The sequence below is a fragment of the Caballeronia sp. S22 genome (assembly GCF_964261745.1).
Taxonomy (GTDB): domain Bacteria; phylum Pseudomonadota; class Gammaproteobacteria; order Burkholderiales; family Burkholderiaceae; genus Caballeronia; species Caballeronia jiangsuensis.
The window spans coordinates 1360329-1385646 of record NZ_OZ180035.1 but is presented as its reverse complement, the minus strand read 5'-3'; the positions used below and the strand labels follow the sequence as shown (position 1 = coordinate 1385646).

Here is a 25318-nt window from a genome sequence, read left to right as displayed (position 1 = left end):
AGCACTGACGATCATCGCGAAACACACTGGTTATAGGATCAAGCCTTACGGGCAATTAGTATCAGTTAGCTCAATGCATTACTGCACTTACACACCTGACCTATCAACGTCCTGGTCTGGAACGACCCTTCAAGGGGCTCGAAGCCCCGGGGATATCTCATCTTAAGGCGAGTTTCCCGCTTAGATGCTTTCAGCGGTTATCTCTTCCGAACATAGCTACCCGGCGATGCCACTGGCGTGACAACCGGTACACCAGAGGTTCGTCCACTCCGGTCCTCTCGTACTAGGAGCAGCCCCCTTCAAATATCCAACGCCCACGGCAGATAGGGACCAAACTGTCTCACGACGTTTTAAACCCAGCTCACGTACCTCTTTAAATGGCGAACAGCCATACCCTTGGGACCGGCTACAGCCCCAGGATGAGATGAGCCGACATCGAGGTGCCAAACACCGCCGTCGATATGAACTCTTGGGCGGTATCAGCCTGTTATCCCCAGAGTACCTTTTATCCGTTGAGCGATGGCCCTTCCATACAGAACCACCGGATCACTATGACCTGCTTTCGCACCTGCTCGACTTGTCGGTCTCGCAGTTAAGCACGCTTATGCCATTGCACTATCAGCACGATTTCCGACCGTACCTAGCGTACCTTCGTACTCCTCCGTTACACTTTGGGAGGAGACCGCCCCAGTCAAACTGCCTACCATGCACTGTCCCCGATCCAGATAATGGACCAAGGTTAGAACCTCAAACAAACCAGGGTGGTATTTCAAGGACGGCTCCACCGAAACTAGCGTTCCGGTTTCATAGCCTCCCACCTATCCTACACAGATCGGTTCAAAGTCCAATGCAAAGCTACAGTAAAGGTTCATGGGGTCTTTCCGTCTAGCCGCGGGGAGATTGCATCATCACAAACACTTCAACTTCGCTGAGTCTCGGGAGGAGACAGTGTGGCCATCGTTACGCCATTCGTGCAGGTCGGAACTTACCCGACAAGGAATTTCGCTACCTTAGGACCGTTATAGTTACGGCCGCCGTTTACCGGGACTTCAATCAAGAGCTTGCACCCCATCATTTAATCTTCCGGCACCGGGCAGGCGTCACACCCTATACGTCCACTTTCGTGTTTGCAGAGTGCTGTGTTTTTATTAAACAGTCGCAGCCACCAGTTTATTGCAACCTCTTCACCCTTCTGGCGCAGGCCAGTCAAGCTACAGAGGCGTACCTTATCCCGAAGTTACGGTACCAATTTGCCGAGTTCCTTCTCCCGAGTTCTCTCAAGCGCCTTAGAATACTCATCTCGCCCACCTGTGTCGGTTTGCGGTACGGTCACTATTAGACTGAAGCTTAGAGGCTTTTCTTGGAACCACTTCCAATTGCTTCGCTTCCGAAGAAGCTCGCGCCACACCCTTGAATTATGTGCCCGGATTTGCCTAAGCACCTTCTCCAATGCAGCGACCGGGACGTCCAACACCCGGACAACCTTCCGCGATCCGTCCCCCCATCGCATCTAACAATGGTGCAGGAATATTGACCTGCTTCCCATCAGCTACGCATTTCTGCCTCGCCTTAGGGGCCGACTCACCCTACGCCGATGAACGTTGCGTAGGAAACCTTGGGCTTACGGCGAGGGGGCTTTTCACCCCCTTTATCGCTACTCATGTCAGCATTCGCACTTCCGATACCTCCAGCACGCTTTTCAACGCACCTTCGCAGGCTTACGGAACGCTCTCCTACCACACACGTGTCTTTCAACGTGTATCCGCAGCTTCGGTGACTGGCTTGAGCCCCGTTACATCTTCCGCGCAGGACGACTCGATCAGTGAGCTATTACGCTTTCTTTAAAGGGTGGCTGCTTCTAAGCCAACCTCCTGACTGTTTTAGCCTTCCCACTTCGTTTCCCACTTAGCCAATCTTTGGGACCTTAGCTGGCGGTCTGGGTTGTTTCCCTCTTGACACCGGACGTTAGCACCCGATGTCTGTCTCCCGTGATTGCACTCTTCGGTATTCGGAGTTTGCTATGGCGTAGTAATCCGCAATGGACCCCACAACCATGACAGTGCTCTACCCCCGAAGGTGATACACGAGGCACTACCTAAATAGTTTTCGGAGAGAACCAGCTATTTCCAAGTTTGTTTAGCCTTTCACCCCTATCCACAGCTCATCCCCTAACTTTTCAACGTTAGTGGGTTCGGTCCTCCAGTACGTGTTACCGCACCTTCAACCTGGCCATGGATAGATCACTTGGTTTCGGGTCTACGCCCAGCAACTGATCGCCCTATTCGGACTCGCTTTCGCTACGCCTGCCTTAATCAGTTAAGCTCGCTACTGAACGTAAGTCGCTGACCCATTATACAAAAGGTACGCCGTCACCCCTTACGAGGCTCCGACTGTTTGTATGCATGCGGTTTCAGGATCTATTTCACTCCCCTCCCGGGGTTCTTTTCGCCTTTCCCTCACGGTACTGGTTCACTATCGGTCGATCACGAGTATTTAGCCTTGGAGGATGGTCCCCCCATCTTCAGACAGGATTTCACGTGTCCCGCCCTACTTCTCGTACCCCTAGTTCTTCCAAGCTGTTTTCGTCTACAGGGCTATCACCTGCTATGGCCGCACTTTCCAGAGCGTTCGACTAACAATTCAGATAAAGAGTACAGGCTGATCCCATTTCGCTCGCCACTACTTTGGGAATCTCGGTTGATTTCTGTTCCTGCGGTTACTTAGATGTTTCAGTTCACCGCGTTCGCTTCACGTAACCTATGGATTCAGTTACGGATGACCCATACGGGCCGGGTTTCCCCATTCGGATATCGGTGGATCAAAGCTCGTTTGCCAGCTCCCCACCGCTTTTCGCAGGCTACCGCGTCCTTCATCGCCTGTGATCGCCAAGGCATCCACCACATGCACTTGTTCGCTTGACCCTATAACGAGTGTGTCTCGCAACACCCTCGTCATAGGCTGAGTATTCGCGTTGTGCCGTATTCCAAAGCAATCTTTCGATCACCTTTTCATACTTGATACAATCACTACCCTGATGCCCCTACTCACACCCATCTCTAAGTGCTTTCAGCGCATCTCTTTACTACTTCTTCCAGATTGTTAAAGAACGTTTAGCCGATCGGGTCACTTCACTACCCAACAGCATCAACTGGCTATAGTCGCCAATGCACAACGTTGAATCACCATTCAGCGCTGTGCATTGAGGACTTGGTGGAGGATGACGGGATCGAACCGACGACCCCCTGCTTGCAAAGCAGGTGCTCTCCCAGCTGAGCTAATCCCCCTACGTGGCCTGACCATGAGCTGTTGCCCCATCAGCACGCTTTTCGGGTGGTGGGTCTGGTTGGATTCGAACCAACGACCCCCGCCTTATCAAGACGGTGCTCTAACCGACTGAGCTACAGACCCTTAGCCTGTCTTAAACAACAGCCGATAAGCGTGAGCGCTTAATGTTGCGTGCGAAGCTCGAGAAAGGAGGTGATCCAGCCGCACCTTCCGATACGGCTACCTTGTTACGACTTCACCCCAGTCATGAATCCCACCGTGGTAAGCGCCCTCCTTGCGGTTAGGCTACCTACTTCTGGTGAAACCCACTCCCATGGTGTGACGGGCGGTGTGTACAAGACCCGGGAACGTATTCACCGCGGCATGCTGATCCGCGATTACTAGCGATTCCAGCTTCACGCAGTCGAGTTGCAGACTGCGATCCGGACTACGATCGGTTTTCTGGGATTGGCTCCACCTCGCGGCTTGGCAACCCTCTGTTCCGACCATTGTATGACGTGTGAAGCCCTACCCATAAGGGCCATGAGGACTTGACGTCATCCCCACCTTCCTCCGGTTTGTCACCGGCAGTCTCCTTAGAGTGCTCTTGCGTAGCAACTAAGGACAAGGGTTGCGCTCGTTGCGGGACTTAACCCAACATCTCACGACACGAGCTGACGACAGCCATGCAGCACCTGTGCGCCGGTTCTCTTTCGAGCACGTCCACCTCTCAGCAGACTTCCGACCATGTCAAGGGTAGGTAAGGTTTTTCGCGTTGCATCGAATTAATCCACATCATCCACCGCTTGTGCGGGTCCCCGTCAATTCCTTTGAGTTTTAATCTTGCGACCGTACTCCCCAGGCGGTCAACTTCACGCGTTAGCTACGTTACTAAGGAAATGAATCCCCAACAACTAGTTGACATCGTTTAGGGCGTGGACTACCAGGGTATCTAATCCTGTTTGCTCCCCACGCTTTCGTGCATGAGCGTCAGTGTTGGCCCAGGAGGCTGCCTTCGCCATCGGTATTCCTCCACATCTCTACGCATTTCACTGCTACACGTGGAATTCTACCTCCCTCTGCCACACTCAAAGCCTGCCAGTCACCAATGCAGTTCCCAGGTTAAGCCCGGGGATTTCACATCGGTCTTAACAGACCGCCTGCGCACGCTTTACGCCCAGTAATTCCGATTAACGCTCGCACCCTACGTATTACCGCGGCTGCTGGCACGTAGTTAGCCGGTGCTTATTCTTCCGGTACCGTCATCCCCCTCAGGTATTAACCAAGAGGTTTTCTTTCCGGACAAAAGTGCTTTACAACCCGAAGGCCTTCTTCACACACGCGGCATTGCTGGATCAGGGTTGCCCCCATTGTCCAAAATTCCCCACTGCTGCCTCCCGTAGGAGTCTGGGCCGTGTCTCAGTCCCAGTGTGGCTGGTCGTCCTCTCAGACCAGCTACAGATCGTCGCCTTGGTAGGCCTTTACCCCACCAACTAGCTAATCTGCCATCGGCCGCCCCTATAGCGCGAGGTCCCGAAGGAGCCCCCGCTTTCTTCCGTAGATCGTATGCGGTATTAATCCGGCTTTCGCCGGGCTATCCCCCACTACAGGACACGTTCCGATGTATTACTCACCCGTTCGCCACTCGCCACCAGGGTTGCCCCCGTGCTGCCGTTCGACTTGCATGTGTAAGGCATGCCGCCAGCGTTCAATCTGAGCCAGGATCAAACTCTTCAGTTCAAACCTGTTACTGTTTTTCGGTTCCGTTAGAAACCGGTCGCTCACTCAACGTTCTGACGATGATTGTTCATCTTAAAGATGAAAAACCTTCCTCTGATACTTCGTGTGAGACTCTTGATACTTTTGCTTGTTGTCTCAGCCTAAAAAGACTGAAACCGCACTCGCTATCAAGCGCCCACACTTATCGGCTGTTAGTTTTTAAAGAGCACATCGCAAGACATTCACTACATCAACTTCCGTCTTGCGTCGCTGCATCAGCAGCAGAGAAACGAGATTATGAACAACGTTTCGGTTCGTGTCAACAAGATTCGAAGCATTTTCTCTTCTTGCCAACCGCGCTCAGAACCTTCTACAACCCACCCCGAGCGCACCACCGATACTGCCCACTCCCGCTTCCTTCGCGTTCAACGAATCGCGAAGGAACGGAATTCTAGTGAGCGAATGCCTCCTCCGCAAGGGAGATGCGAAAAAATAATTCGGCCGCTCTGGACGCCCTCGCCCGCCATAGATCGACAGACCTTAACGGCGCACGATAAAAGCGTCGTCCGAGCGACTACAATCAAAGGTTCACCGCACCAATTAACTTTCGTACTTATATGCGCTCGCGAATCGCAAAACGTATTCCCCCGGATGCCGACAAGCTCGTCAGCCTCTCCCTCGCGCTCTTCGCGTCCGGAAGCCGCGTCGAGGACAGGTTCTGGGAAGCCCGCCTTGACACCCTCATCGCCAAACTCGTGCGTAACGGCAATCAGACGACGCTCGACGCCGCGCTCGACCATTTGCAGCAGAATCATCCAGACGCCTACGGAGCGCTCGCCGATATGGCCGAGACGCACAGTGAGTCATTCAAAATCGACATCGAGGGCGCGCCCCACGAAGCATTGCTCATTTCCGCGCCGGTGCTCGCGTGGACGCGCTACGCGATCCCGTCGGGGGCGCTCAAGGGCGACGCCGTCGATGCCCTGCGCACGCAAATGCAGGCGCATGTTCTCGCAGCGGACGCGCGCGTCGCCGTCGCGCCCTATCTCTATAGCATCGACCAGTTACCGCGACACCACGTGGATACCGCACGCCTCGCGCAACAGTTGTTGCAAACGGTGTTGAGCGGCACCGCCGCGCGCCTGAATCTGTCCGATCTTCCCGAAACCTCGCCGATTCTCGCCGACCCGCGATTCCTGCTGGCGCTGGTCGTCGTGCCGGCCGGCGCGGCGTTCTTCCGCTGGCAGGAGGACGAAAACGGCAGCCGCGTCGAGCGCGGTCAATGCCTCGAGCAGTGGGCAGCTCAGGGCGGGCCGAGCTTCGCCGCCATCTTGCCTGGCTGTGAATTCGAGTGCCTGCTTCCCGATGCCTACTACTCGGCCTGCCGCGACGCCGACGAGCAGGTCCGTCCCCACACCGTGCGCACCGCAGTCCGATACCTGTTCGACACGCTCGGCACCGCGCCTCAGGATTTACGCGCGGTTATCGCGGGCTTCGGCGAACGGCGCATCGACGAATACCGCATCGGCTTCACGCGGCGCGGCAGCAACGACGTGATCTACGGCGTCGTGTGGCCGCTCTACGGACGAGAGAACGGAGAATCGGGGATGGACGACGACGCGGCCGATCTCGAAGGCGCCGATGGCCCGGTCGAGGAAATCGTCGAGTTGCTCAAAAAAACAGGCGTCTCGGATGTGCGGCGTCACGCGGGACGCTTCGAGCCGGAGTTCTGCGACGACTGCGGCGTGCCGCTCTACGCGGATCCGCTCGGCGAGATCGTTCATGCCGAGATGCCCGAGGACGCAGAACCGGCGCAGCCTCATTTCCACTGACAATCGGCAAGAGAGCCGTTTTCAACCCGACGAACCCCGCCCTCGCGCGGGGTTTTTGTGTATTTATGCCTATGCCATTCGGATAGGGGGCTGAATCAGCCTAAATTTGTCAATATAGCCACTGACGCCGAAATGCAAGCAGGCGTCGAGTCCCGGAGCCGAGGGGCAACGGGTGTATTGACACGAGGTAAAGCATGATAATCAACATTATTGGTTCCGACGCCGAGCGCCGGGCGGGCCTTAAAACATTGCTGCGCCGTGTTGCGCGCCAGGCGCAATTCACCGAGGCGAAGGATTGGAGACAAGCCCGTTCCGCCTTGAAACGCTCCGAACCCGACATGATCGTGATCGACTGGGCGCCCGACATGCGTACCGGCGACCTACAGCTTCTGCTCGACGAGGCGCCCCGCGTGCCCGCAGCCATCATGGTCGACCGCTGCGGTGCTGCGCTCGTCTATGCGCTGATAAGCGTCGGCGCAATGGGCGTGATCCCACGCGCGCTTGACCCGATCCTTATCCTTCGCGCCTTTGAGATGGTGCTCGTCGGCGGCCACTACATTCCGCCCGACGTGGTCGACCCGGAACTGACGCTCGAACTCACCGCCCGCCGCGCTCGGGATATCGCCAAACTGCCGCTCAAAATCCGCCATCATCCGGCGCTGTCGCCCCGACAGCAGCAGATCATGCGCTGCGTCCACATGGGCAGCACGAACAAGATGATCGCGAAGACGCTCGGTATCAGCGAAGGCACGGTGAAGATCCACCTTGCAAGTATCTTCCAGCAGCTGGGCGCGACAAATCGCGCCGCCGCGGTTGCGATCTACAACGGCGTGCAGAACTCGCACCTCGAAATTCTGCGCATTGGAAGCGAGAGATCCGCGCGTGTCGTCGCGGGGCAGCCAGGCGCAATTCCGTTGCGCCGTCCACGGACGCGTTATCCGTCGCTTCTCGACAACGACGCGGCTGCGCTTCCCATGGCCGCCGAGCCGGAGTCGACGTTCTAGCAACAAACCAGGCAAACGGGTTCGTCCTTTGCGCACACGTTTTACGCGCAACGAGTAATATGCAAGGCATGGGGTTCTTCTACACACCGCTACCGCTTTGGCTTACCGTCGGCAGCTGGATCGCAGCCGCGGGCGTGCTCGCGCTCGGGCTGCTGCAGCGACCGTTCGCTCGTCTGCAGGATGCGACGCTGCAAAACGTGTGGCTCGGCATCATCGTCGCGGTCTCGGTGCTGTGGGCATGCAACGCATGGTTCGATGACGGACCCGTCATTCATCTGCTGGGCGCGACGCTGATGGTCACGTTGTTCGACTGGAGGCTCGCGCTAATCGGAACTGCTGCGACTACAGGCCTCGCCGCCGTCGTTCTCGATGCCTCGTGGCTTTCGGTAGCGACCACCTACCTGCTCTTCGGCGCGCTGCCCGTCGCGGTCTCGACCCTGTTGCAGCGTTTGAGCAATGCCTGGTTGCCGCGCAACCTCATCACCTTCATCACCGGGCACGGCTTCGTCACTTCGGCTGCGGCGGTGGCGGCGGCATGTGGCGCCACCGTGCTGCTCGAGATGGCGCTCGCTAGCGGCCGGTTCGTCGTACCTCCGGCGTTCACGCGAGGCTCGCTGCTGCTGGGTGTCGGCGAGGCGCTCTTCACCGGTCTGCTTACCATCCTGATCGCCGTGTACAAACCTGCGTGGATCACCACGTATGACGTGCGCCGCTATCGCCTCGATCGCGGTCCGCGCGTCTAAGTCTCGCGAACCTTGCCCGCCTCGTGCGATCCCATGCCTCGGATATCGGATTCCGGGCGATGGGCACGCGTGCAAAGTACGATAAGATTGAACTCCTTCCCCACACGGCGCATCTTACTTGCCCGTGTCTTCTTAGCGCCAGACTTGATGGAAAGTAACTTCGCACCGCGCCGGCTCCTGCGGCTCGTCGGCCGGTTGGCGGTATGCGCATCACTCACATGCGCGGTTTCCGCTTTTGCCGATTCGCTCGACGAGCGCAACGAACTGATTCACCACTTCGTCATCGACTTCAAGGCCAACCCGCTCGTCGCGGATTGCGCCGCGCATGGCAACTTCATCGCCAGTACGTCTTCGGCTTTCGATCACGTCGAATTCCCACCCGACTCGTTCGATGCCTCGCATTCCGCAATCGAACCGTGGAACGATTCGTTCGACGAGAAGAAGCAGCGGATCAAGGTGGACAACGTGGTGACCGTCGAAGGTCAAGGCATGCCGAAGGACGGGGAGCGCGATCCCACTCCGCTCAAGTTCCGCTGCGGTTATGTCGGCAGCCAGATGCTCGCTTTCGGCTGGAACGATCCGGTGCCGGCGTTGCGTCCACGTGCCGAACCGCGCTCGACCCACAGTACGAAGGGCAAACACGGCACGAAAAACAAGGCGACCACGGGCAAGACGAAGAGCACGTCGAAGTCTTCGGCCAAGTCGACGAAGAAGACGACCAAGAAGCACTAGCCGATACCTTCCCTGCGACGAAGACACGACAAAAAAGGGCGTGGCCACATGAAGTGGCCACGCCCTTCTTGCTTCAGCGGTTAGTCGCCGGCGTCAGGCGCCGGAAGACTGCAGATGCCACAGGATGGCCTGCAGCATCGACGCGCCGAGCGCCGCACTACGCGCGCCACTCCAGCCGACGCTCTCATCCGGCAGATTTGCGTTGTCCTTGAACGGCATCTCCAGCGTGAGCGACAAGCACTTGTACTCGTTGCCGATGTACTTCGACGCGAGCTTCAATGCATCCGTCTGATACTTGCTCGACTCGTAGCCATACACGTCCTGGAAATCCGGGCTCGCCTGCTTGAAGAATTCGACAAACGCCTTCTGTTCCTTCGCCTGCTGCGGCGTGAAACCCGGCAGCATCTCCGATCCCGCGACGAACACATAGGGAATCGCTTCGTCGCCGTGGATATCGAAGAACAGGTCGCAGCCCGTTTCCGCAATGGCCTCGCGCACGGCGAGCACTTCCGGGCTGCGCTCGGCGCTCGGCTCCATCCATTCGCGGTTCAGGTTCGCGCCCGCCGCGTTGGTGCGCAGGTTGCCGAGCACGCTGCCGTCGGGGTTCATGTTCGGCACGATATGGAAGATGGCACGCTCGAAGAGCGAACGCGCAACCGGATCGCCCGCCCAGTCGCCGAAGCCCGCGAGGCGCTTCACGAGCCCTTCGACGAACCATTCCGCCATCGTCTCGCCCGGATGCTGACGCGCGATGATCCAGACTTTCTTCTTCGGCTCGGCGTCGCCGAAGTCCGGGATGCCGAGCGAGAGCACCGACATCGGGCGGCCTTGCACCGAGCTGCCGAGTTCGGTCAGCGTCGCGAGCGGCATCTGCTGAACCGCACCGAGAAATTCCGAGTGGCGCTCTTCGCTGTACGGCTCGAAGTACGCGTAATAGATACGATCGAAGTCCGGCGTGTGATCGATCTTCATCACCTTGCCGTCGTATTCCGTCGATACACGGAACCAGTTCACGCGGTCATAACTCGCGACCGCCTCATAGTCGCGCCAGCCTTCCGGGAACGCGCACTGGGCCGCGTTCTCGAAGGTCATCACGAGACGCTCGCCACGCGCGCCGGACACGCGAAAGTAGAACCATTGCGCGAAATCGGCATGCGAATCGGGACGGATGCGCAGCCGAATGTCCTCGGGATCGTCGGCGTTGAGGACTTCGATCGCGCCCGCGTCGAAATTGCTTGAAATGGAGAGTGTCATCTGCGTTTCCTTGCGTGCTTGCCGCGCGGGTCTCAATCCCCGATGCGGCGACGAAATACGTATGTCGTGTCGTTCGACGCCTTCGGGTCGAACCTGTAGCCTTCGCTGTCGAAGCTCTTGAGCGCTTCCGGCTCGTCGACGCGGTTCTCGACCGCAAAACGCGCCATCAGACCGCGCGCGCGCTTCGCGTGAAAACTGATGATCTTGTAGCGCCCGCCCTTCCAGTCTTCGAAGACCGGCGAGATGACCGGAGCCGCGAGCAGCTTCGGCCTGACCGACTTGAAATATTCCCCCGACGCGCAATTCACCAGCACGCGCGCGCCGCGCTGCTTTTTCAGCTGTTCGTTGAGCGCCGCCGTGATGCGCTCGCCCCAGAACGCGTACAGATCCTTGCCGCGCGCGTTCGGGAATTTCGTGCCCATTTCCAGGCGATACGGCTGCAACAGATCGAGCGGCCGCAGCAGACCGTACAGCCCCGACAACACGCGCACATGGTTCTGCGCGAAGTCGAGATCGCCCGCGGAGAGCGTCTTCGCGGCGAAGCCTTCGTACACGTCGCCGTTGAACGCGAGCACCGCCTGCTTGGAATTGTGCGCATCGAAAGTCTTCGACCACTCCGCGTAACGCTGAAAATTCAGCGCCGCGAGCTGGTCCGAAATGCCCATCATGCCGCCGATCTGTTGCGGCGAAAGTTCGCGCAGCCCGTCGATCAACTCGGCGGCGTCATCGACGAATTGCGGCAGCGTGTGCTTTTTGATATGAGCAGGCGTCTCGTAGTCGAGCGATTTGGCGGGAGAGAGAACGATTATCATGGAGGCTCGCCGGCACCCCGCCGGCGATCGTTGGCATAAACCCCTGATTGTATCGAATGGACAATTCCGCCGCGCCGCTGCCGTCGCCGACGCGCGTGGTGCTCGATTCGAATGTGTGGATCGACATCCTCGTATTCGACGACGCCGCCACGCGCCCGATTCACGCGGCCCTCGAAGCCCGCACGCTCGAAGCGCTGATCGACGAACGCTGCCTGCGCGAACTCACGCGCGTGCTCGACTATCCGCAGTTCGTGCGCATGGAAGTCGACAAGACCGCCGCGCTCGCGACCGTCGCGCGCCTGTCGACGCTCGTCGCCGCGAGCATCGAAGCAGACGAGCGTCCGCTGCCCAAATGCCGCGATCGCGACGACCAGAAGTTTCTCGAACTCGCGCACGCGTCGGGCGCGCAGTGGCTGGTCTCGAAGGATCGCGCGGTGCTGAAGCTCGCGCGCCGCATCGCGCGCGACTTCGCCTTTCGCATCGCCGAACCGAAACCCTTCGTGCTCGCGTTCGAAGCACAGGCGGCCATCGGCTGATGCTGTCTTAAAATAGTCGCGAGCCCTATTCAACGTCCACATCATCATGAACGCCACGCACGAATTGCCGCCGACACCGCCCGAGCTTTCCTTCCCGTCGCGTCTGCCCAATGTGGGCACGACCATCTTCACCGTGATGAGCGCGCTCGCGACGCAAAAGGGCGCGGTGAATCTCGGTCAGGGTTTCCCCGATTTCGACTGCGATCCGCGCATCGTCGATGCGGTCGCCGGCGCAATGCGCGACGGCCACAATCAATATCCGCCGATGGCGGGCGCCGCGCCCTTGCGCCACGCGATCGCGCGCAAGATCGACGCGCTCTACGGCCGCACCTACGACCCGGATACGGAGATCACGGTGACCGCCGGCGCCACGCAGGCGCTGCTCACGGCCATACTGTGCTGCGTGCATCCGGGCGATGAAGTCATCGTCATCGAGCCGATGTACGACAGCTACGTGCCGTCGATCGAGCTCGCGGGCGGCAAGCCGGTGTTCGTGTCGCTCGAAGCGCCCGATTACGCGCTGCCCTTCGACAAGATCGCCGCCGCGATCACGCCGAAGACGCGGCTTCTGATGATCAACACGCCGCACAATCCGACCGGCCGCGTATGGCGCGCCGACGACATGAAAAAGCTCGAGGAGATCGTGCGCGACACCAACGTGCTGATCGTCTCCGACGAAGTCTACGAGCACATGGTCTACGACGGCGCGCCGCACGAAAGCGTCTCGCGCTATCCGGAACTGGCCAAACGCAGCTTCGTCGTGTCGAGCTTCGGCAAGACCTTTCACGTGACCGGCTGGAAAGTGGGCTACGTCGCCGCGCCCGCCGCGCTCACCGCCGAATTCCGCAAGGTGCACCAGTTCAACGTGTTCACGGTGAATACGCCGATGCAGATCGGCCTCGCGCACTATCTCGAAGATCCGAAGCCGTATCTGGAACTGCCCGCGTTCTATCAGAAGAAACGCGACTTCTTCCGCGCGGGACTGTCGAACACGCGCTTCTCGCTGCTGCCTTGCGACGGCACATACTTCCAGTGCGTCGATTATTCGAAGATCAGCGACATGCCCGAAGCCGAATTCGCGCAGTGGCTCACGAGCGAGATCGGCGTGGCCGCGATTCCCGTGTCGGCGTTCTATCACGAGAGCCATGAATCGGGCGTCGTGCGCTTTTGCTTTGCGAAAAAGGAAGAAACGCTCGCGCTCGCGCTCGAACGTCTCGCCCGACTCTGAGCGACGGCGCGAGCGCCGAACCGCATCGAACCCGACGCCACGCGCGTTCCCATCTCCGAGGAGCAGAACCGCATCATGAGCCAGCACGACTACAGGATCGAGACGCTCGGTATCGTCGGCAGCGGCGCGATGGGGCGCGGCATTGCGCAGATCGCGGCGCTCGGCGGGCTGAACGTGCATGTCTACGACACGAATCCGAAAGCGCTCGCCGCCGCGCGCGCGTATCTGTCGGAGACGTTCGCGAAACTCACCGCCAAGGGCAAGCTCAAGGAAGCCGACGCGCACGCCGCGCTCGCGCGCATCCGAGATGCGGGCGACGCGAGCGAACTGGCCGATTGCGATGCCATCGTCGAGGCGATCGTCGAGAATCTCGACATCAAGCGCGAGCTGTTCCGCGAGCTCGAAGCGGTGGTCGGCAAGCATTGCATTCTCGCGTCGAATACCTCGTCGCTGTCGATCACCGCGATCGCCGCCGGCTGCGCGCATCCGGAGCGCGTCGCGGGCTTTCACTTCTTCAATCCCGTGCCGCTGATGCGTGTCGTGGAAGTCATCGACGGCCTGCGCGGCGATCCGCGCGCCGGCGACGCACTGATGGACCTCGCGCGCCGCATGGGCCACACGCCGGTGCGCGCGAAGGACATGCCGGGCTTCATCGTCAATCACGCCGGGCGCGGCATGAATACCGAAGGCCTGCGCGTGGCTAGCGAAGGCGTCGCGAGCTTCGCTGATATCGACCGCATCATGCGCGAGCAGGCGGGCTTTCGCCTCGGGCCGTTCGAACTGCTCGATCTCACCGCGCTCGACGTCTCGCATCCGGTGATGGAATCGATCTATCACCAGTTCTATGAAGAGCCGCGCTTCAAGCCGTCGCCGATCACCGGCACGCGGCTCGCGGGCGGTCTCATCGGGCGCAAGGCGGGCGAGGGGTTTTATCGATATGTCGATGGCAAGCAGGACGTGCCGCCGGAACCCGCCGCGCCCACACAACTGCCGACGCACGTCTGGATCAGCCGCGCGTCGCACGCCGGTCGCGAGGAGGTGCTGAAGCTGATCGCCAAATGCGATTGCTCCGTCCACATCGACGCGGGCCACACGCCCGAGCCGGAATCACTCATTATCGTGACGCCGCTCGGCCTCGATGCGACGACCGCCGCCGTCAACGAACATCTCGACGCCACGCGCGTCGTCGCCGTCGATACGCTCTTCCCGCTCGATACCGTCGCGCGCCGCACGATCATGACGACGCCCGCGACCTCGCCCGCCATGCGCGACGCCGCGCACGCCCTCTTCTCGTTCGACGGCGTGCCCGTCACCGTGATCCGCGATTCGACCGGCTTCGTCGCTCAGCGCGTGGTGGCGACGATCGTGAACATCGGCTGCGATATCGCGCAGCAAGGCATCGCGACGCCCGAGGACATCGACCTCGCGGTGACGCTCGGCCTCGGCTATCCGCGCGGCCCGCTCGCGCTCGGCGACGCCATCGGCGCGACGACCATCCTGACCATCCTGCGCAACATCCACGCCGTACTCGGCGACCCGCGCTACCGGCCGGCGCCCTGGCTCACGCGGCGGGCGCAGCTCGGACTTTCGCTTACCCATATCGAGGAGCTCAGATGAGCGCCGAATTACTGACAGACCGTCCCGCGGGCAGCGACACCACCCTCGTGCTCAAGTTGTCCAATCCCGGCGCGCGCAACGCGCTGCATCCGGACATGTACGCCGCTGGCATCGAGGCGCTAAACACGGCGGAGCGCGACAACAGCGTGCGCGCGATCGTGCTGACCGGCGCCGACAATTTCTTCTGCGCGGGCGGCAATCTGAATCGCCTGCTCGAGAACCGCGCGCAGGATCCGTCGGTGCAAGGCGCGAGCATCGACTTGCTGGCGGAATGGATCAGCGCGCTGCGCGCATCGACGAAACCGGTGATCGCGGCCGTCGAAGGCGCGGCCGCGGGCGCGGGCTTTTCGCTTGCGCTCGCGTGCGATCTGATCGTTGCCGCCGATGACGCCAGGTTCGTCATGTCATATGCGCGCGTCGGCCTTACGCCCGACGGCGGCGCGTCGTGGTTCCTGTCGCGCGCGCTGCCGCGCACGCTCGCAAGCGAAGTGCTGCTCGAAGCGAAGCCGATCGGCGCGGCGCGTCTGCACGAAGTCGGCGTCGTGAACCGGCTGACGAAGAAAGGCATCGCGCTCGATGCGGCCATCGCGTGGGCCGACGATCTCGGCAGCGTGTCGCCGAAAGCGATGGCGCGCATCAAGTCGCTGATCAGCGCCGCCGACGTGCAGCCGCTCGCCGCGCATCTCGACATGGAACGCGACAGCTTCGTCGACGCGCTCCATCACGGCGATGCGCTCGAAGGCATCACCGCGTTCCTCGAAAAGCGTCAGCCGAATTATCGTTAAGCCCATGGCACAGTACGAATTGCCGAAGCGCCGCCGCATCTTTCTGATGCGTCATGGAGACGTCACTTATTTCGACGACAGCGGCCGCGCGATCGATCCTGAAAGCGTCCCGCTCAACGAACAGGGACGCGAGGAAGCGAGCGCCGCGGGCCGCGAGTTCGCCGCGCAAAAGATCCACTTCGATCGCGTGATCGTGAGCGGATTGCCGCGCACGGTGGAAACGGCGCGTCGCGTGCTCGCGGAAACGGGTCAATCGATCGAGCCGGAAATCTGGCCCGAGTGGCAGGAAATTCGCGGCGGCAAGCTCAAGGACCTCACGACATCGGACATCGAGCGCGCGTTTCTTTCGGTGTTCGATGGCGTCGTGCCGGAAGAAACACAATTTCTCGGCGGCGAGACGATCGGCGAGTTGCTCGATCGCGCGCTGCCCGCGGTTGCGCGCCTGCGCGAGGATCGCTCGTGGGACACGGTGCTGCTCGTGCTGCACGGCGGCGTCAATCGCGCGCTGCTCTCGCATGCGATCACAGCCGGCGGGCGCGCGTTCTTCGGGCATCTGTCGCAGGCGACGGGCTGCATCAACGCACTCGACGTCGGCGACAAAGCGAGCGACTGGATCGTGCACGCGATCAATCATTCGCCGCCCTCGCCGCTGCACGCCGACGTGCGCAACACGACGATGGAACTGCTCTATGCGCAGTTCGTACGCTACAAGGCCGTCGACATGAAGTGATGGCGACGCAAAAACGGAGGAGACGATGCAGGACGAAGAAAAGAACAAGCACTCCGATTTTTCCGCGTTCGAAGGAACGCGCCCGGTGCAGGACAAACAGCGCTTCGACATCGACGCCCTCTCGACGTGGCTCGCAGCGAACGTCGATGGCTTCGGCGGCCCGTTGACCATCGAGCAGTTCGCGGGCGGTCAGTCGAACCCGACATTCAAGCTCGTCACGCCCGCGCAAAGCTATGTGATGCGCGCGAAGCCCGGACCCGTGGCAAAACTTTTGCCTTCCGCGCATGCCATCGAGCGTGAATATCGCGTGATGGACGCGCTCGCCTCCACCGACGTCCCGGTCGCGCGCATGCTCGCGTTGTGCGAGGACGAAAGCGTGATCGGCCGTGCGTTCTATGTGATGGAGTTCGTGCAGGGCCGGGTGCTGTGGGATCAGTCGCTGCCCGGCATGACGCCCGCCGAACGCGCCGCGATCTACGACGAAACGAATCGCGTGATCGCCGCGCTCCATACGGTCGATATCGAAGCCGCCGGACTGTCGGGCTACGGCAAGCCGGGCAACTACTTCGAGCGGCAGATCGGGCGCTGGAGCAAGCAGTATGTCGCGTCGGAGACCGAGAAGATCGAAGCGATGGATCGCCTGATCGAATGGCTGCCGCAACACATTCCGCAGACGCAAGGCGCGCGCGTCAGTGTCGTGCACGGCGATTATCGGCTCGACAATCTGATCTTCCATCCGAGCGAGCCGCGCGTGCTGGCCGTGCTCGACTGGGAACTCTCGACGCTCGGCGATCCGCTCGCCGATTTCGCGTATCACTGCATGGCGTGGCATGTCGATCCGTCGCAGTTTCGCGGCATCGCCGGGCTCGACTGGGCCGCGCTCGGCATCCCCGATGAAGCCGCCTATGTGAAGCGCTATTGCGAGCGCACGGGCTTCACGATCGAAGGCGACTGGAACTTCTACCTCGCCTACAACATGTTCCGCATCGCCGCGATCCTGCAAGGCATCATGAAGCGCGTCGTCGATGGCACGGCCGCGAGCGCGCAAGCCGTCGACGCGGGCAAACGCGCACGGCCAATGGCCGAACTCGCGTGGCAATACGCACAGAAAGTCGGCCGATAAAAGCGAGAGAGACAAGCCATGAACTTCGACTACACGCCCAAGGTGCAAGCGTTGCGCGAAAAGCTGCTCGCGTTCTTCGATGCGCACATCTATCCCAACGAACGCGCTTACGCCGACGAAATCGCGGCCAATCGCGCGGCGGGCAATGCGTGGATGCCGACGCGACTGATCGAAGGCCTGAAGGAAAAGGCGCGCGCCGAAGGACTCTGGAATCTCTTTCTGCCTGCATCGGAACGCGGCGCGGGCCTGACGAATCTCGAATACGCGCCGCTCTGCGAAATCATGGGCCGCGTGCCGTGGGCGCCGGAAGTGTTCAACTGCGGCGCGCCCGACACGGGCAACATGGAGACCATCGAACGCTACGGCACCGATGCGCATAAGGCGCAATGGCTCGAACCGCTGTTGCGCGGCGAAATCCGCTCGGCGTTTCTGATGACCGAGCCGGAAGTCGCGTCGTCGGATGCGACCAACATCCGTTGCAGCATCGTGCGCGACGGCGACAGCTATGTCATCGACGGCCACAAGTGGTGGTCATCGGGCGCGGGCGATCCGCGCTGCAAGGTGTATATCGTGATGGGCAAGACCGACACGCAAGCACCAAAACACGCGCAACAGTCGATGATTCTCGTGCCCGCCGATGCGAGCGGCATCACGGTGCATCGGCCGCTCAGCGTCTTCGGTTACGACGACGCCCCACACGGCCACATGGACATCACGCTCGACCACGTGCGCGTGCCCGCGACGAACATGCTTCTGGGCGAAGGACGCGGCTTCGAGATCGCGCAGGGCCGCCTCGGGCCGGGGCGCATTCATCATTGCATGCGCCTGATCGGACTCGCGGAACGCGCGCTGGAACTGATGACCAGGCGCACGCTCGGACGCGTCGCGTTCGGCAAGCCGATCGCGCATCATGGCGTGACGCAGGAGCGTATCGCCGAGGCGCGGATCATGATCGAGCAGGCGCGGCTTCTGACGCTCAAGGCCGCGTACATGATGGACACCGTCGGCAACAAGGGCGCGCGCGGCGAGATCGCGATGATCAAGGTCGTTGCGCCGAATGTTGCGTGTCAGGTGATCGACTGGGCGATCCAGGCGCACGGCGCGGGCGGCGTCAGCGATGACTTTCCGCTGGCGTATGCGTATGCGTCGGCGCGTACGTTGCGGCTCGCCGATGGGCCCGACGAAGTGCATCGTAATGCTATCGCGAAGCTGGAGTTTGGTAAGTTTGCGGATGTTTGAGGGTTCGACGGACGCGTCGCGATGGCGGCTTGCGCGTGGGGTATGGGGGTTTCGGGCGAATGCTTGGATTTCGCCGCCGGATCCCGGTTTCGTGTCGGTCTATTAGCTCTGCCCCTGTGCGGGGCGGCAGTCACTTTCTTTGCTGCTGCAAAGAAAGTAACCAAAGAAACAGCTATCCCCAGCCTAAGCACTTCACACCGGCCGCGGCACAGGCGATTGGCCTAATGGCCCGGCAATAGCGAGTGCCCTCGTAGGTCTCGCGGGGCTTGGACCGCGCACGGTCCGCCGCTCCAATTGTTTAAGCGTGCTGGTTCAGCACGAAATAGCTTCGGCACAGCGCTACGCGCTGCCGTTGGGTATGCAGGGGAAACCAACGGAGCACATGTGCAGTGCATTGAGATGGCGGCGTCAGCAAGGAAGAGCGCGCAAACCCGATTGACCGGTCGGCCGCGAAGCGGGCCGGAGCCATTTGGTGCTGAACCAGTTTGTTCTGTAGTGCGATGTGTCAGACCGTGCGCGAGCCAAGCCCGGTAAGTCCTTCAGGGGCGACACTTAGGCGAGTGCCACCGCGGGCTGGCAAGCATGACCAAACTGCGTGTGACCGCGGGCCTGAACGAGCTGCTTTCTTTGGTTACTTTCTTTGCAGCAGCAAAGAAAGTGACCCCCGCCCCGGGGAGGGGCGGTGCTATTAGACCGACACGAAACCGGGATCCGGCGAACACCCCAAGCACTCTCATCCCTCGCCGCCCGGATTACGCAGGCCGAAGAGCGCAGCAGAATCCACCGTCAGCACGACCTCGCCATGCTGGTTGTGCGCTTCCCATCGCGTCTGCACGATCCCGCGATCCGGCTTGCTCTTCGACACGCGCTTGTCGAGCACGCGCACGGTAAGCCGCACCGTATCGCCGACGCGCACGGGCTTGATCCAGCGAATGTTATCGAGGCCGGGGGAGCCCATCGAGGTCGAATCGCCGACCATGTCGCGCACAAGAATGCCCATCATCGCGGAACACGTGTTCCAGCCGCTCGCGACAAGTCCGCCAAAATGCGACGCCTCGCCAGCCGCCTCCGACAGATGAAAAGGCTGCGGATCATAACGCTCGGCGAATCCGACGATCTCTTCTTTCGTGAACGTGTGCGCGCTCAACTGCACTGCGCTGCCGATATCGAAATCTTCGTAGGCGTATTTCATGCAAAAGCTCCTCGATGAGCATCAGTCTTCGGTAACGGAAAAAGCGGGCAGCGCCGCGAAGCGCGCGAGATGATGATCGACATCGCCGAGCGTCGTCTCGATGATCGACAGGCGCTTGAACCAGTGCGCCGCGGGCAGTTCGTTGGTCATGCCCATGCCGCCGTGCAACTGCACCGCCTGTTGTCCGACGAAGCGCGCGGCCTGACCGACGCGCACCTTCGAGGCTGAGACAGCCTGTGCGCGCGTCGCGGCATCGTCGCTCGCGTAACGCGCGGCGGCCAGATACGTGATCGAGCGCGCCTGCTCCGCGTGGATCAACATTTCCACCATGCGATGCTGCAGCGCCTGAAAGCGCGCGATCGGCATGCCGAACTGCTGGCGTTCCTTCGTATAGTCGACGGTCGCACGATTGAGCGCATCGAGTGCGCCGAGCGCTTCCGCGCATAGCAGAAATGTCGCGTAGTCGGCGATTCGCTCGAAGGTCGCGGCGCCGGTATCGCGGCCAGCGAGGCGCGTCGCGGGTGTCTTGTCGAAGGTGAGCGTCGCGGCGCGCTGCCCGTCGATCGTGCGGTACTCGGTAATGCCAACCTTTGCCGCATCTTTCCCGACGATGAACAGCGCCACTTCGCCTTCCGCGCGCGCCGGCACGATCCAGTAATCGGCTTGCGCGCCGTGCTGGACCATCGACTTCGTGCCTTCCAGAGTGAAGCGCTCGCCTTCGCCGCTAGCGGTGGTGCGCAGATCGAAGAGATCGTAGCGCGCATGCGGCTCGTGGAACGCGACCGAGAGACGTATATCGCCGCGCCCCGCTCGTTCGAGCAACTCGCCGGCCATCGCACTGCCCTTCTGCGCAGCGAGCCGCAGCGCTTCGATGCCTACGGCCGTCGCCCAATACGGTTCGACGACGAGCGCGCGACCGAGCTCCTGCATCACGACGAGCATGTCGACCGGACCGCCATCGAAGCCGCCCTGCGCTTCGGGAACCGGCAGCGCGAGGAGACCCAGTTCGGCGAACGCGCGCCAATGATTTTCATCGACGCCCGCCTCCGACGCGACGATTTTCTGCCGCGCATCGAACGCATATGCCTTGTCGAGATAACGGCGCAGCGCATCGCGGAACTGCTGCTGTTCATCGCTGAAAGTAAAGTCCATGCGCCGCTCCTCAAAGTCCCAGAATCATCTGCGCGATGATGTTCTTTTGAATCTCGTTCGAGCCGCCGTAGATCGATGTCTTGCGGAAGTTGAAGTAGTACGCGGCGAGCGGCGCTGCATCGTCGTCGCCCGTGATGCTATGCGAGCGCTCGCCTTCGAGGAAAGCGGGATCGAAAGCGGCTGCCTGCGGGCCGATTGCTTCGACCATCAACTCGGTCAGCGCCTGCTGCACTTCGGTGCCTTTGATCTTCAGCATCGACGCTTCCGGTCCCGGACCCTTGCCGCCCGCCTCGCTCGCGATCACGCGCTGAACCGTCACTTCGAGCGCCATCAATTCGATTTCGAGCGCGGCGATTTTCGCGGCGAAGAGCGGATCGTGCAGGAGCGGCTTGCCGGCCTTGTTGCGGTCCAGAGCGAGCCGCTTGAGAAACAGTAACTCGCGCTTCGACAGCCCGACGCGCGCAATGCCCGTGCGCTCGTGGCCGAGCAGATACTTCGCATACGTCCAGCCGCGATTTTCCTCACCGACGAGATTCTCAGTCGGCACTTCGACGTCCTCGAAGAAGACTTCGTTGACTTCGTGATCCTCGTCGAGCGTGATGATCGGCCGCACGGTGATGCCCGGCGTCTTCATGTCGATCAGAAGAAACGAGATGCCTTCCTGTTTCTTCGCTTCGGGATCGGTGCGCACGAGGCAGAACATCATGTCGGCGTGCTGGCCGAGCGTGGTCCAGGTCTTCTGCCCGTTCACGATGTAGTGATCGCCGCGTCGTTCTGCGCGCGTGCGCAGCGACGCGAGATCGGAGCCCGAGCCGGGTTCCGAGTAGCCCTGGCACCACCAGTCGGTGCCGTCGAGAATGCGCGGGAGATAGCGCGACTTCTGCTCGTCGCTGCCGTACTTCATGAGCACCGGCGCGACCATCATTACGCCGAAGGGCAACACCATCGGCGCGCCGGCGCGGGCGCACTCCTCGTCCCAGATATGCCGTTGCGTCACGTCCCAGCCGGGGCCGCCGTATTCCTTCGGCCACGCGACCGCGGACCATCCGCGCGACGCGAGCAGCTTGTGCCAGTTCGCGTAATCGTCGCGGGTCAGACGCTTGTGATGGAGAACTTTGTCGCGCAGCGCGCGAGGAAGACTGGCTTCGAGCCAGATGCGGACGTCGGCGCGAAAGGCGTCGTCGGCGGGGGAATAACTGAGGTTCATGCGCGGAGTCTCCCTTATGGCCCATGCCGGAGCCAGAAGAGACGCCGCGCGCACGACTTACTGCAGCGGCTCCTTCAATGCTTCCGGAACAGGCAACGGCATCACGTCGATCCCTTCCTCGAGCAAGGCATGCGCGTCTTCAGGCGTCGTGACGCCGCGAATGTTGCGCGCCGGCGCCTCGTTGTAATGAATGCGCCGCGCCTCCTCGGCAAACCGCTCGCCCACGTTTTCGGTCTTCTCGATCAACTCGCGCATGAACTTCAAGGCGCGCGCCTGAAGTGCCGCCGACTCGGGCGCGGCTTGCGCCTGCGTAGCCTGTGGCGCCGCCTCGCCTCGCGCCGACGATAGATTCAGGCGCGGCGCGGACGGCATACGGCTCACGTCCGTCGCCGAGCAAACCGGACACGCAACCAGCTTGCGCGACAACTGCGACTCGAACTCCTCGGTCGAGGCAAACCAGCCTTCGAACCGGTGTTCGTGCGAGCACTTTAAATCGAGGACCTTCATGCTGATGGGGCTTCGTTGAAGTTTATCTCAAAAACGCGTTTTGTGAACGGTCGTTCTAAAAATCGAACAGATGCCGTCGACCGCCGCGCGACGAATCATTCATTCTAGCCGGTCGGCCCCTCCGACGCTTTTACTGACGCAAGAACGACAAAAGCGGCTGTCGAGGCCGCTTTTGCATAGTTCGGAGGGCGATCAATCAGTCCGTGATCGTCTCGCCGAGCTTCCATTCGCCCGAGCGAATCTTCTCCAGCCAGAAGACACCGATGATCGTCTTCACGTCGCTGATGCTGCCGTCCTTCACCCAGTTCATCAACTGCACTTCGTCGGCGATGAAGGTTTCGAGGAACTCGCCCTCGTCGAGCTTCGCATCGCCCGCATGCAGGCCGCGCGCAAGATAAATGTCGATGAACTCGGTCGAATACGAAATCACCGGATGGATGCGCGTGAGGAACGTCCACTCGCGCGCCGTGTAGCCCGTCTCTTCCTGCAGCTCGCGCTTCGCGCACGTCAGCTCGTCCTCGTTGGGATCGAGCTTGCCCGCCGGAAATTCGAGCAGCACGCGACCCACCGGATAACGGAACTGGCGTTCGAGCAGCACACGGCCGTCGTCGAAGACCGGCAGGATCATCACTGCACCGGGATGCTCGACGAACTCGCGCGTCGCGTGCTTGCCGTCGGGCAATTCCACGGTATCGCGTTTCAACGTAAGGAATTTGCCCTCGTGCAACGTGACGCTTTCGACCTTCTTTTCGATGAGGCCGTCGTCGTTGCCGGGAATCGAGGAATGATCTGCCATCTTGAGCCCTATGCTTTCGAAGCACGCTGCCGACGGCGAAAAGCCGTCAGCGGCGTTTGACGAGATACTGATACGTGAAGCCCGGGAAGGCCAGCACGATGAAGAGACTGAAGGTGACGGCATAAAACTGCCATCCCTGATCGAACCGGTTGCCGGCGCGCGCTTCCAGCATGAAGCCGAGCGCGCCGACCACGAAGTAAAGAACGATCAGCTCGCCGATGCGAATCCACGCGCTCTTCTTCGCCGCCTTACGTCCCGTCGGCGCCGAAAGGCGCACCGGGACGAGGGCGAAGAGACGCTGATTCAGGAACGGCACATTGGCGAGAACGAGCGCCAACAGGACGATGAACCAGCCTGCCGCCGACATTACAGCGGCAGCGTGTGCGAGATCGCCGTCAGGCACGCCGTCATCAGCGGACCCGGCACGAGGCCGAGCACCAGCACGGCCAGGCCGTTGAATGCGAGCAGCGAGCGGTTGAGGCCGCCGGCGACGATCGGTGATGCGTCTTGCGGCGCATCGAAGTACATCAGCTTCACGACACGCAGGTAGTAGAACGCGCCCACGAGCGAGGTCATCACGGCGAGAACGGCGAGCCACGTGAGGCCGGCGTTCATCGTCGCTTCGAGCACGGCGAGCTTCGCGTAGAAGCCGACCGTCGGCGGAATGCCGGCGAGCGAGAACATCATGATCATCATGACGAACGCGAACACGGGGCTGCGCTGGTTCAGGCCCTTGAAGTCTTCGAGCATTTCGGCTTCGAAGTCGCGGCGCGCGAGCAGCATCACCACACCGAAGGTGCCGAGCGTCGTCACGAGATAGATGATGCTGTAGAACATCGCGGAGCTGTATGCGCCGGCCGCGCCCGTCACCTTGCCGTCGACCACGCCGGCGAGCAGGCCGAGCAGCACGAAGCCCATGTTGGAGATGGCCGAGTAAGCGAGCATCCGCTTGATGTTCTTCTGCACGATACCCGTGATATTGCCGACGATGAGCGACAACGCCGCGAGGATCACGAGCATCTCCTGCCAGTCCACCGCGAACGGCAGCAGGCCCATCACAAGGAAGCGCAGGCCCCACGCGAATGCCGCGACCTTCGGACCGCCGCCGGTGAGCAGCGTCATCGCGGTCGGTGCGCCTTGATAGACGTCCGGCACCCACATGTGGAACGGCACGGCGCCCATCTTGAACGCGACGCCCGCGACGACGAAGATCACGCCGAACAGCAGGACGGCATCGTTGATGCGGCCCGAAGCGACGGCCTTCAGCACTTCGTTGAGTTCGAGCGAGCCGGTCGCGCCGTAGAGCATCGAGATGCCGTACAGCAGGAAGCCGGATGCGAGCGCGCCGAGCACGTAGTACTTCATCGCCGATTCATTCGACTGCGGCGAGTCCTTGCGCAGCGCGATCACCGCATAGAGCGACAGCGACATCAGTTCCAGGCCGAGATACAGCGTCAGGAAGTTGTTGCCCGAAATCATCACGCACTGGCCGAGCAGCGAGAACATCCCAAGCAAAAAGAAGTCGCCGCGGAACAGGTCGCGGTCTTCGAGATACTTCTTCGAATAGATGATCGACACCGCGTAGCCGAGACACACCACCGCCTTCATCGCGCTCGCGAACGGATCGACGATGTACATGCGCGTGAAGAAGTAATGCGGCGTCGGATCGAGCGCCGTGACGGCGAACCACACGCCGACGACGATCGTCGAGACGAGCGCGATCAGATACGTCGTGCCGCGGCTCTTCTCGCCGAACACCGTGTCGTTCAGCCAGGCCAGAACGACCGCGCCCATCAGGATCGCGTCAGGCCAAAGAATACTCATAGAGGCGTTTTGCATGATCTTT

The 25318-nt window shown here is 61.0% G+C and carries 20 protein-coding genes, 2 tRNA genes and 2 rRNA genes; 11 read left to right on the top strand and 13 right to left on the bottom strand.

Annotation, left to right across the window (positions count from 1 at the left end; genetic code table 11):
* Positions 1-34: 34 nt before the first annotated feature.
* The 4 genes from ACEN42_RS06515 to ACEN42_RS06500 all read right to left on the bottom strand — a co-directional run bounded on the left by ACEN42_RS06515 (position 35) and on the right by ACEN42_RS06500 (position 5004).
* Positions 35-2921, bottom strand: a 23S ribosomal RNA gene (locus ACEN42_RS06515).
* 287 nt (positions 2922-3208) lie between these two features.
* Positions 3209-3284, bottom strand: a tRNA-Ala gene (locus tag ACEN42_RS06510).
* A 47-nt stretch (positions 3285-3331) separates the two neighbouring features.
* A tRNA-Ile gene (locus ACEN42_RS06505) sits at positions 3332-3408 on the bottom strand.
* Between the two features lie 62 nt (positions 3409-3470).
* Positions 3471-5004 (bottom strand): 16S ribosomal RNA (locus ACEN42_RS06500).
* Together the 16S and 23S rRNA genes with 2 tRNA genes alongside form the textbook arrangement of a ribosomal RNA operon.
* Before the next feature lie 596 nt (positions 5005-5600).
* On the opposite strand from ACEN42_RS06500, the gene ACEN42_RS06495 reads away from it, so the two are divergent.
* From ACEN42_RS06495 to ACEN42_RS06480, 4 genes are all read left to right on the top strand, one after another.
* Positions 5601-6815, top strand: coding sequence for a DUF2863 family protein (locus tag ACEN42_RS06495; RefSeq protein ID WP_187609789.1), 1215 nt, complete (start codon positions 5601-5603; stop codon positions 6813-6815).
* 194 nt (positions 6816-7009) lie between these two features.
* Positions 7010-7819 (top strand): response regulator transcription factor, encoded by an 810-nt coding sequence (locus ACEN42_RS06490; RefSeq protein ID WP_187609790.1) that lies wholly within the window; start codon positions 7010-7012, stop codon positions 7817-7819.
* 68 nt (positions 7820-7887) lie between these two features.
* The gene (locus ACEN42_RS06485; RefSeq protein WP_029672580.1) at positions 7888-8562 is read left to right on the top strand and encodes an energy-coupling factor ABC transporter permease; all 675 of its coding nucleotides are present in this window, start codon (positions 7888-7890) and stop codon (positions 8560-8562) included.
* 147 nt (positions 8563-8709) lie between these two features.
* The gene (locus tag ACEN42_RS06480) at positions 8710-9294 is read left to right on the top strand and encodes a BspC domain-containing protein (protein ID WP_029672581.1); all 585 of its coding nucleotides are present in this window, start codon (positions 8710-8712) and stop codon (positions 9292-9294) included.
* Between the two features lie 93 nt (positions 9295-9387).
* Here ACEN42_RS06480 and ACEN42_RS06475 read toward each other — a convergent pair whose 3' ends face one another.
* Positions 9388-10548, bottom strand: coding sequence for a M14-type cytosolic carboxypeptidase (locus ACEN42_RS06475; protein ID WP_238293827.1), 1161 nt, complete (start codon positions 10546-10548; stop codon positions 9388-9390).
* Between the two features lie 32 nt (positions 10549-10580).
* A complete protein-coding gene (gene yaaA / locus ACEN42_RS06470; RefSeq protein WP_371880950.1) occupies positions 10581-11360 on the bottom strand; it encodes a peroxide stress protein YaaA in 780 nt (259 codons plus the stop codon).
* Positions 11361-11416: 56 nt separating this feature from the next.
* Between yaaA and ACEN42_RS06465 the strand changes: the two genes are divergently transcribed.
* The 7 genes from ACEN42_RS06465 to ACEN42_RS06435 all read left to right on the top strand — a co-directional run bounded on the left by ACEN42_RS06465 (position 11417) and on the right by ACEN42_RS06435 (position 18618).
* Complete coding sequence (locus tag ACEN42_RS06465; RefSeq protein WP_371880949.1) at positions 11417-11896, top strand: putative toxin-antitoxin system toxin component, PIN family; 480 nt, start codon at positions 11417-11419, stop codon at positions 11894-11896.
* Between the two features lie 46 nt (positions 11897-11942).
* Positions 11943-13124, top strand: coding sequence for a pyridoxal phosphate-dependent aminotransferase (locus ACEN42_RS06460; RefSeq protein WP_371880948.1), 1182 nt, complete (start codon positions 11943-11945; stop codon positions 13122-13124).
* A gap of 75 nt (positions 13125-13199) precedes the next feature.
* Positions 13200-14741, top strand: a complete 1542-nt coding sequence (locus ACEN42_RS06455; RefSeq protein ID WP_371880947.1) for a 3-hydroxyacyl-CoA dehydrogenase — start codon at positions 13200-13202, stop codon at positions 14739-14741.
* Positions 14738-15526: an oxepin-CoA hydrolase, alternative type gene (locus ACEN42_RS06450; RefSeq protein ID WP_238214863.1), complete on the top strand. Its 789-nt coding sequence runs from the start codon at positions 14738-14740 to the stop codon at positions 15524-15526. Before ACEN42_RS06455 ends, ACEN42_RS06450 begins: the two co-directional genes overlap by 4 nt.
* A 4-nt stretch (positions 15527-15530) precedes the next feature.
* Positions 15531-16256, top strand: coding sequence for a histidine phosphatase family protein (locus tag ACEN42_RS06445; RefSeq protein WP_371880946.1), 726 nt, complete (start codon positions 15531-15533; stop codon positions 16254-16256).
* Positions 16257-16281: 25 nt separating this feature from the next.
* A complete protein-coding gene (locus tag ACEN42_RS06440) occupies positions 16282-17379 on the top strand; it encodes a phosphotransferase (protein WP_371880945.1) in 1098 nt (365 codons plus the stop codon).
* 18 nt (positions 17380-17397) lie between these two features.
* The gene (locus ACEN42_RS06435; protein WP_371880944.1) at positions 17398-18618 is read left to right on the top strand and encodes an acyl-CoA dehydrogenase family protein; all 1221 of its coding nucleotides are present in this window, start codon (positions 17398-17400) and stop codon (positions 18616-18618) included.
* Between the two features lie 733 nt (positions 18619-19351).
* On the opposite strand, the gene ACEN42_RS06430 is transcribed toward ACEN42_RS06435, so the two are convergent.
* The 7 genes from ACEN42_RS06430 to nuoN all read right to left on the bottom strand — a co-directional run bounded on the left by ACEN42_RS06430 (position 19352) and on the right by nuoN (position 25296).
* Complete coding sequence (locus ACEN42_RS06430) at positions 19352-19810, bottom strand: MaoC family dehydratase (protein ID WP_238293844.1); 459 nt, start codon at positions 19808-19810, stop codon at positions 19352-19354.
* A gap of 21 nt (positions 19811-19831) precedes the next feature.
* Complete coding sequence (locus tag ACEN42_RS06425) at positions 19832-20962, bottom strand: acyl-CoA dehydrogenase family protein (RefSeq protein WP_371880943.1); 1131 nt, start codon at positions 20960-20962, stop codon at positions 19832-19834.
* 10 nt (positions 20963-20972) lie between these two features.
* Positions 20973-22169, bottom strand: a complete 1197-nt coding sequence (locus ACEN42_RS06420; RefSeq protein ID WP_371880942.1) for an acyl-CoA dehydrogenase family protein — start codon at positions 22167-22169, stop codon at positions 20973-20975.
* A 57-nt stretch (positions 22170-22226) separates the two neighbouring features.
* Complete coding sequence (locus ACEN42_RS06415; protein ID WP_029672464.1) at positions 22227-22676, bottom strand: DUF1178 family protein; 450 nt, start codon at positions 22674-22676, stop codon at positions 22227-22229.
* A 196-nt stretch (positions 22677-22872) separates the two neighbouring features.
* Entirely contained in the window at positions 22873-23472 is a 600-nt protein-coding gene (locus tag ACEN42_RS06410) for an NUDIX domain-containing protein (RefSeq protein WP_035502982.1), read from the bottom strand.
* 46 nt (positions 23473-23518) lie between these two features.
* A complete protein-coding gene (locus ACEN42_RS06405) occupies positions 23519-23839 on the bottom strand; it encodes a DUF2818 family protein (protein ID WP_029672462.1) in 321 nt (106 codons plus the stop codon).
* Positions 23839-25296: an NADH-quinone oxidoreductase subunit NuoN gene (nuoN, locus tag ACEN42_RS06400; RefSeq protein WP_029672461.1), complete on the bottom strand. Its 1458-nt coding sequence runs from the start codon at positions 25294-25296 to the stop codon at positions 23839-23841. The genes ACEN42_RS06405 and nuoN overlap by 1 nt, the downstream gene beginning before the upstream one ends.
* Positions 25297-25318: the final 22 nt, after the last annotated feature.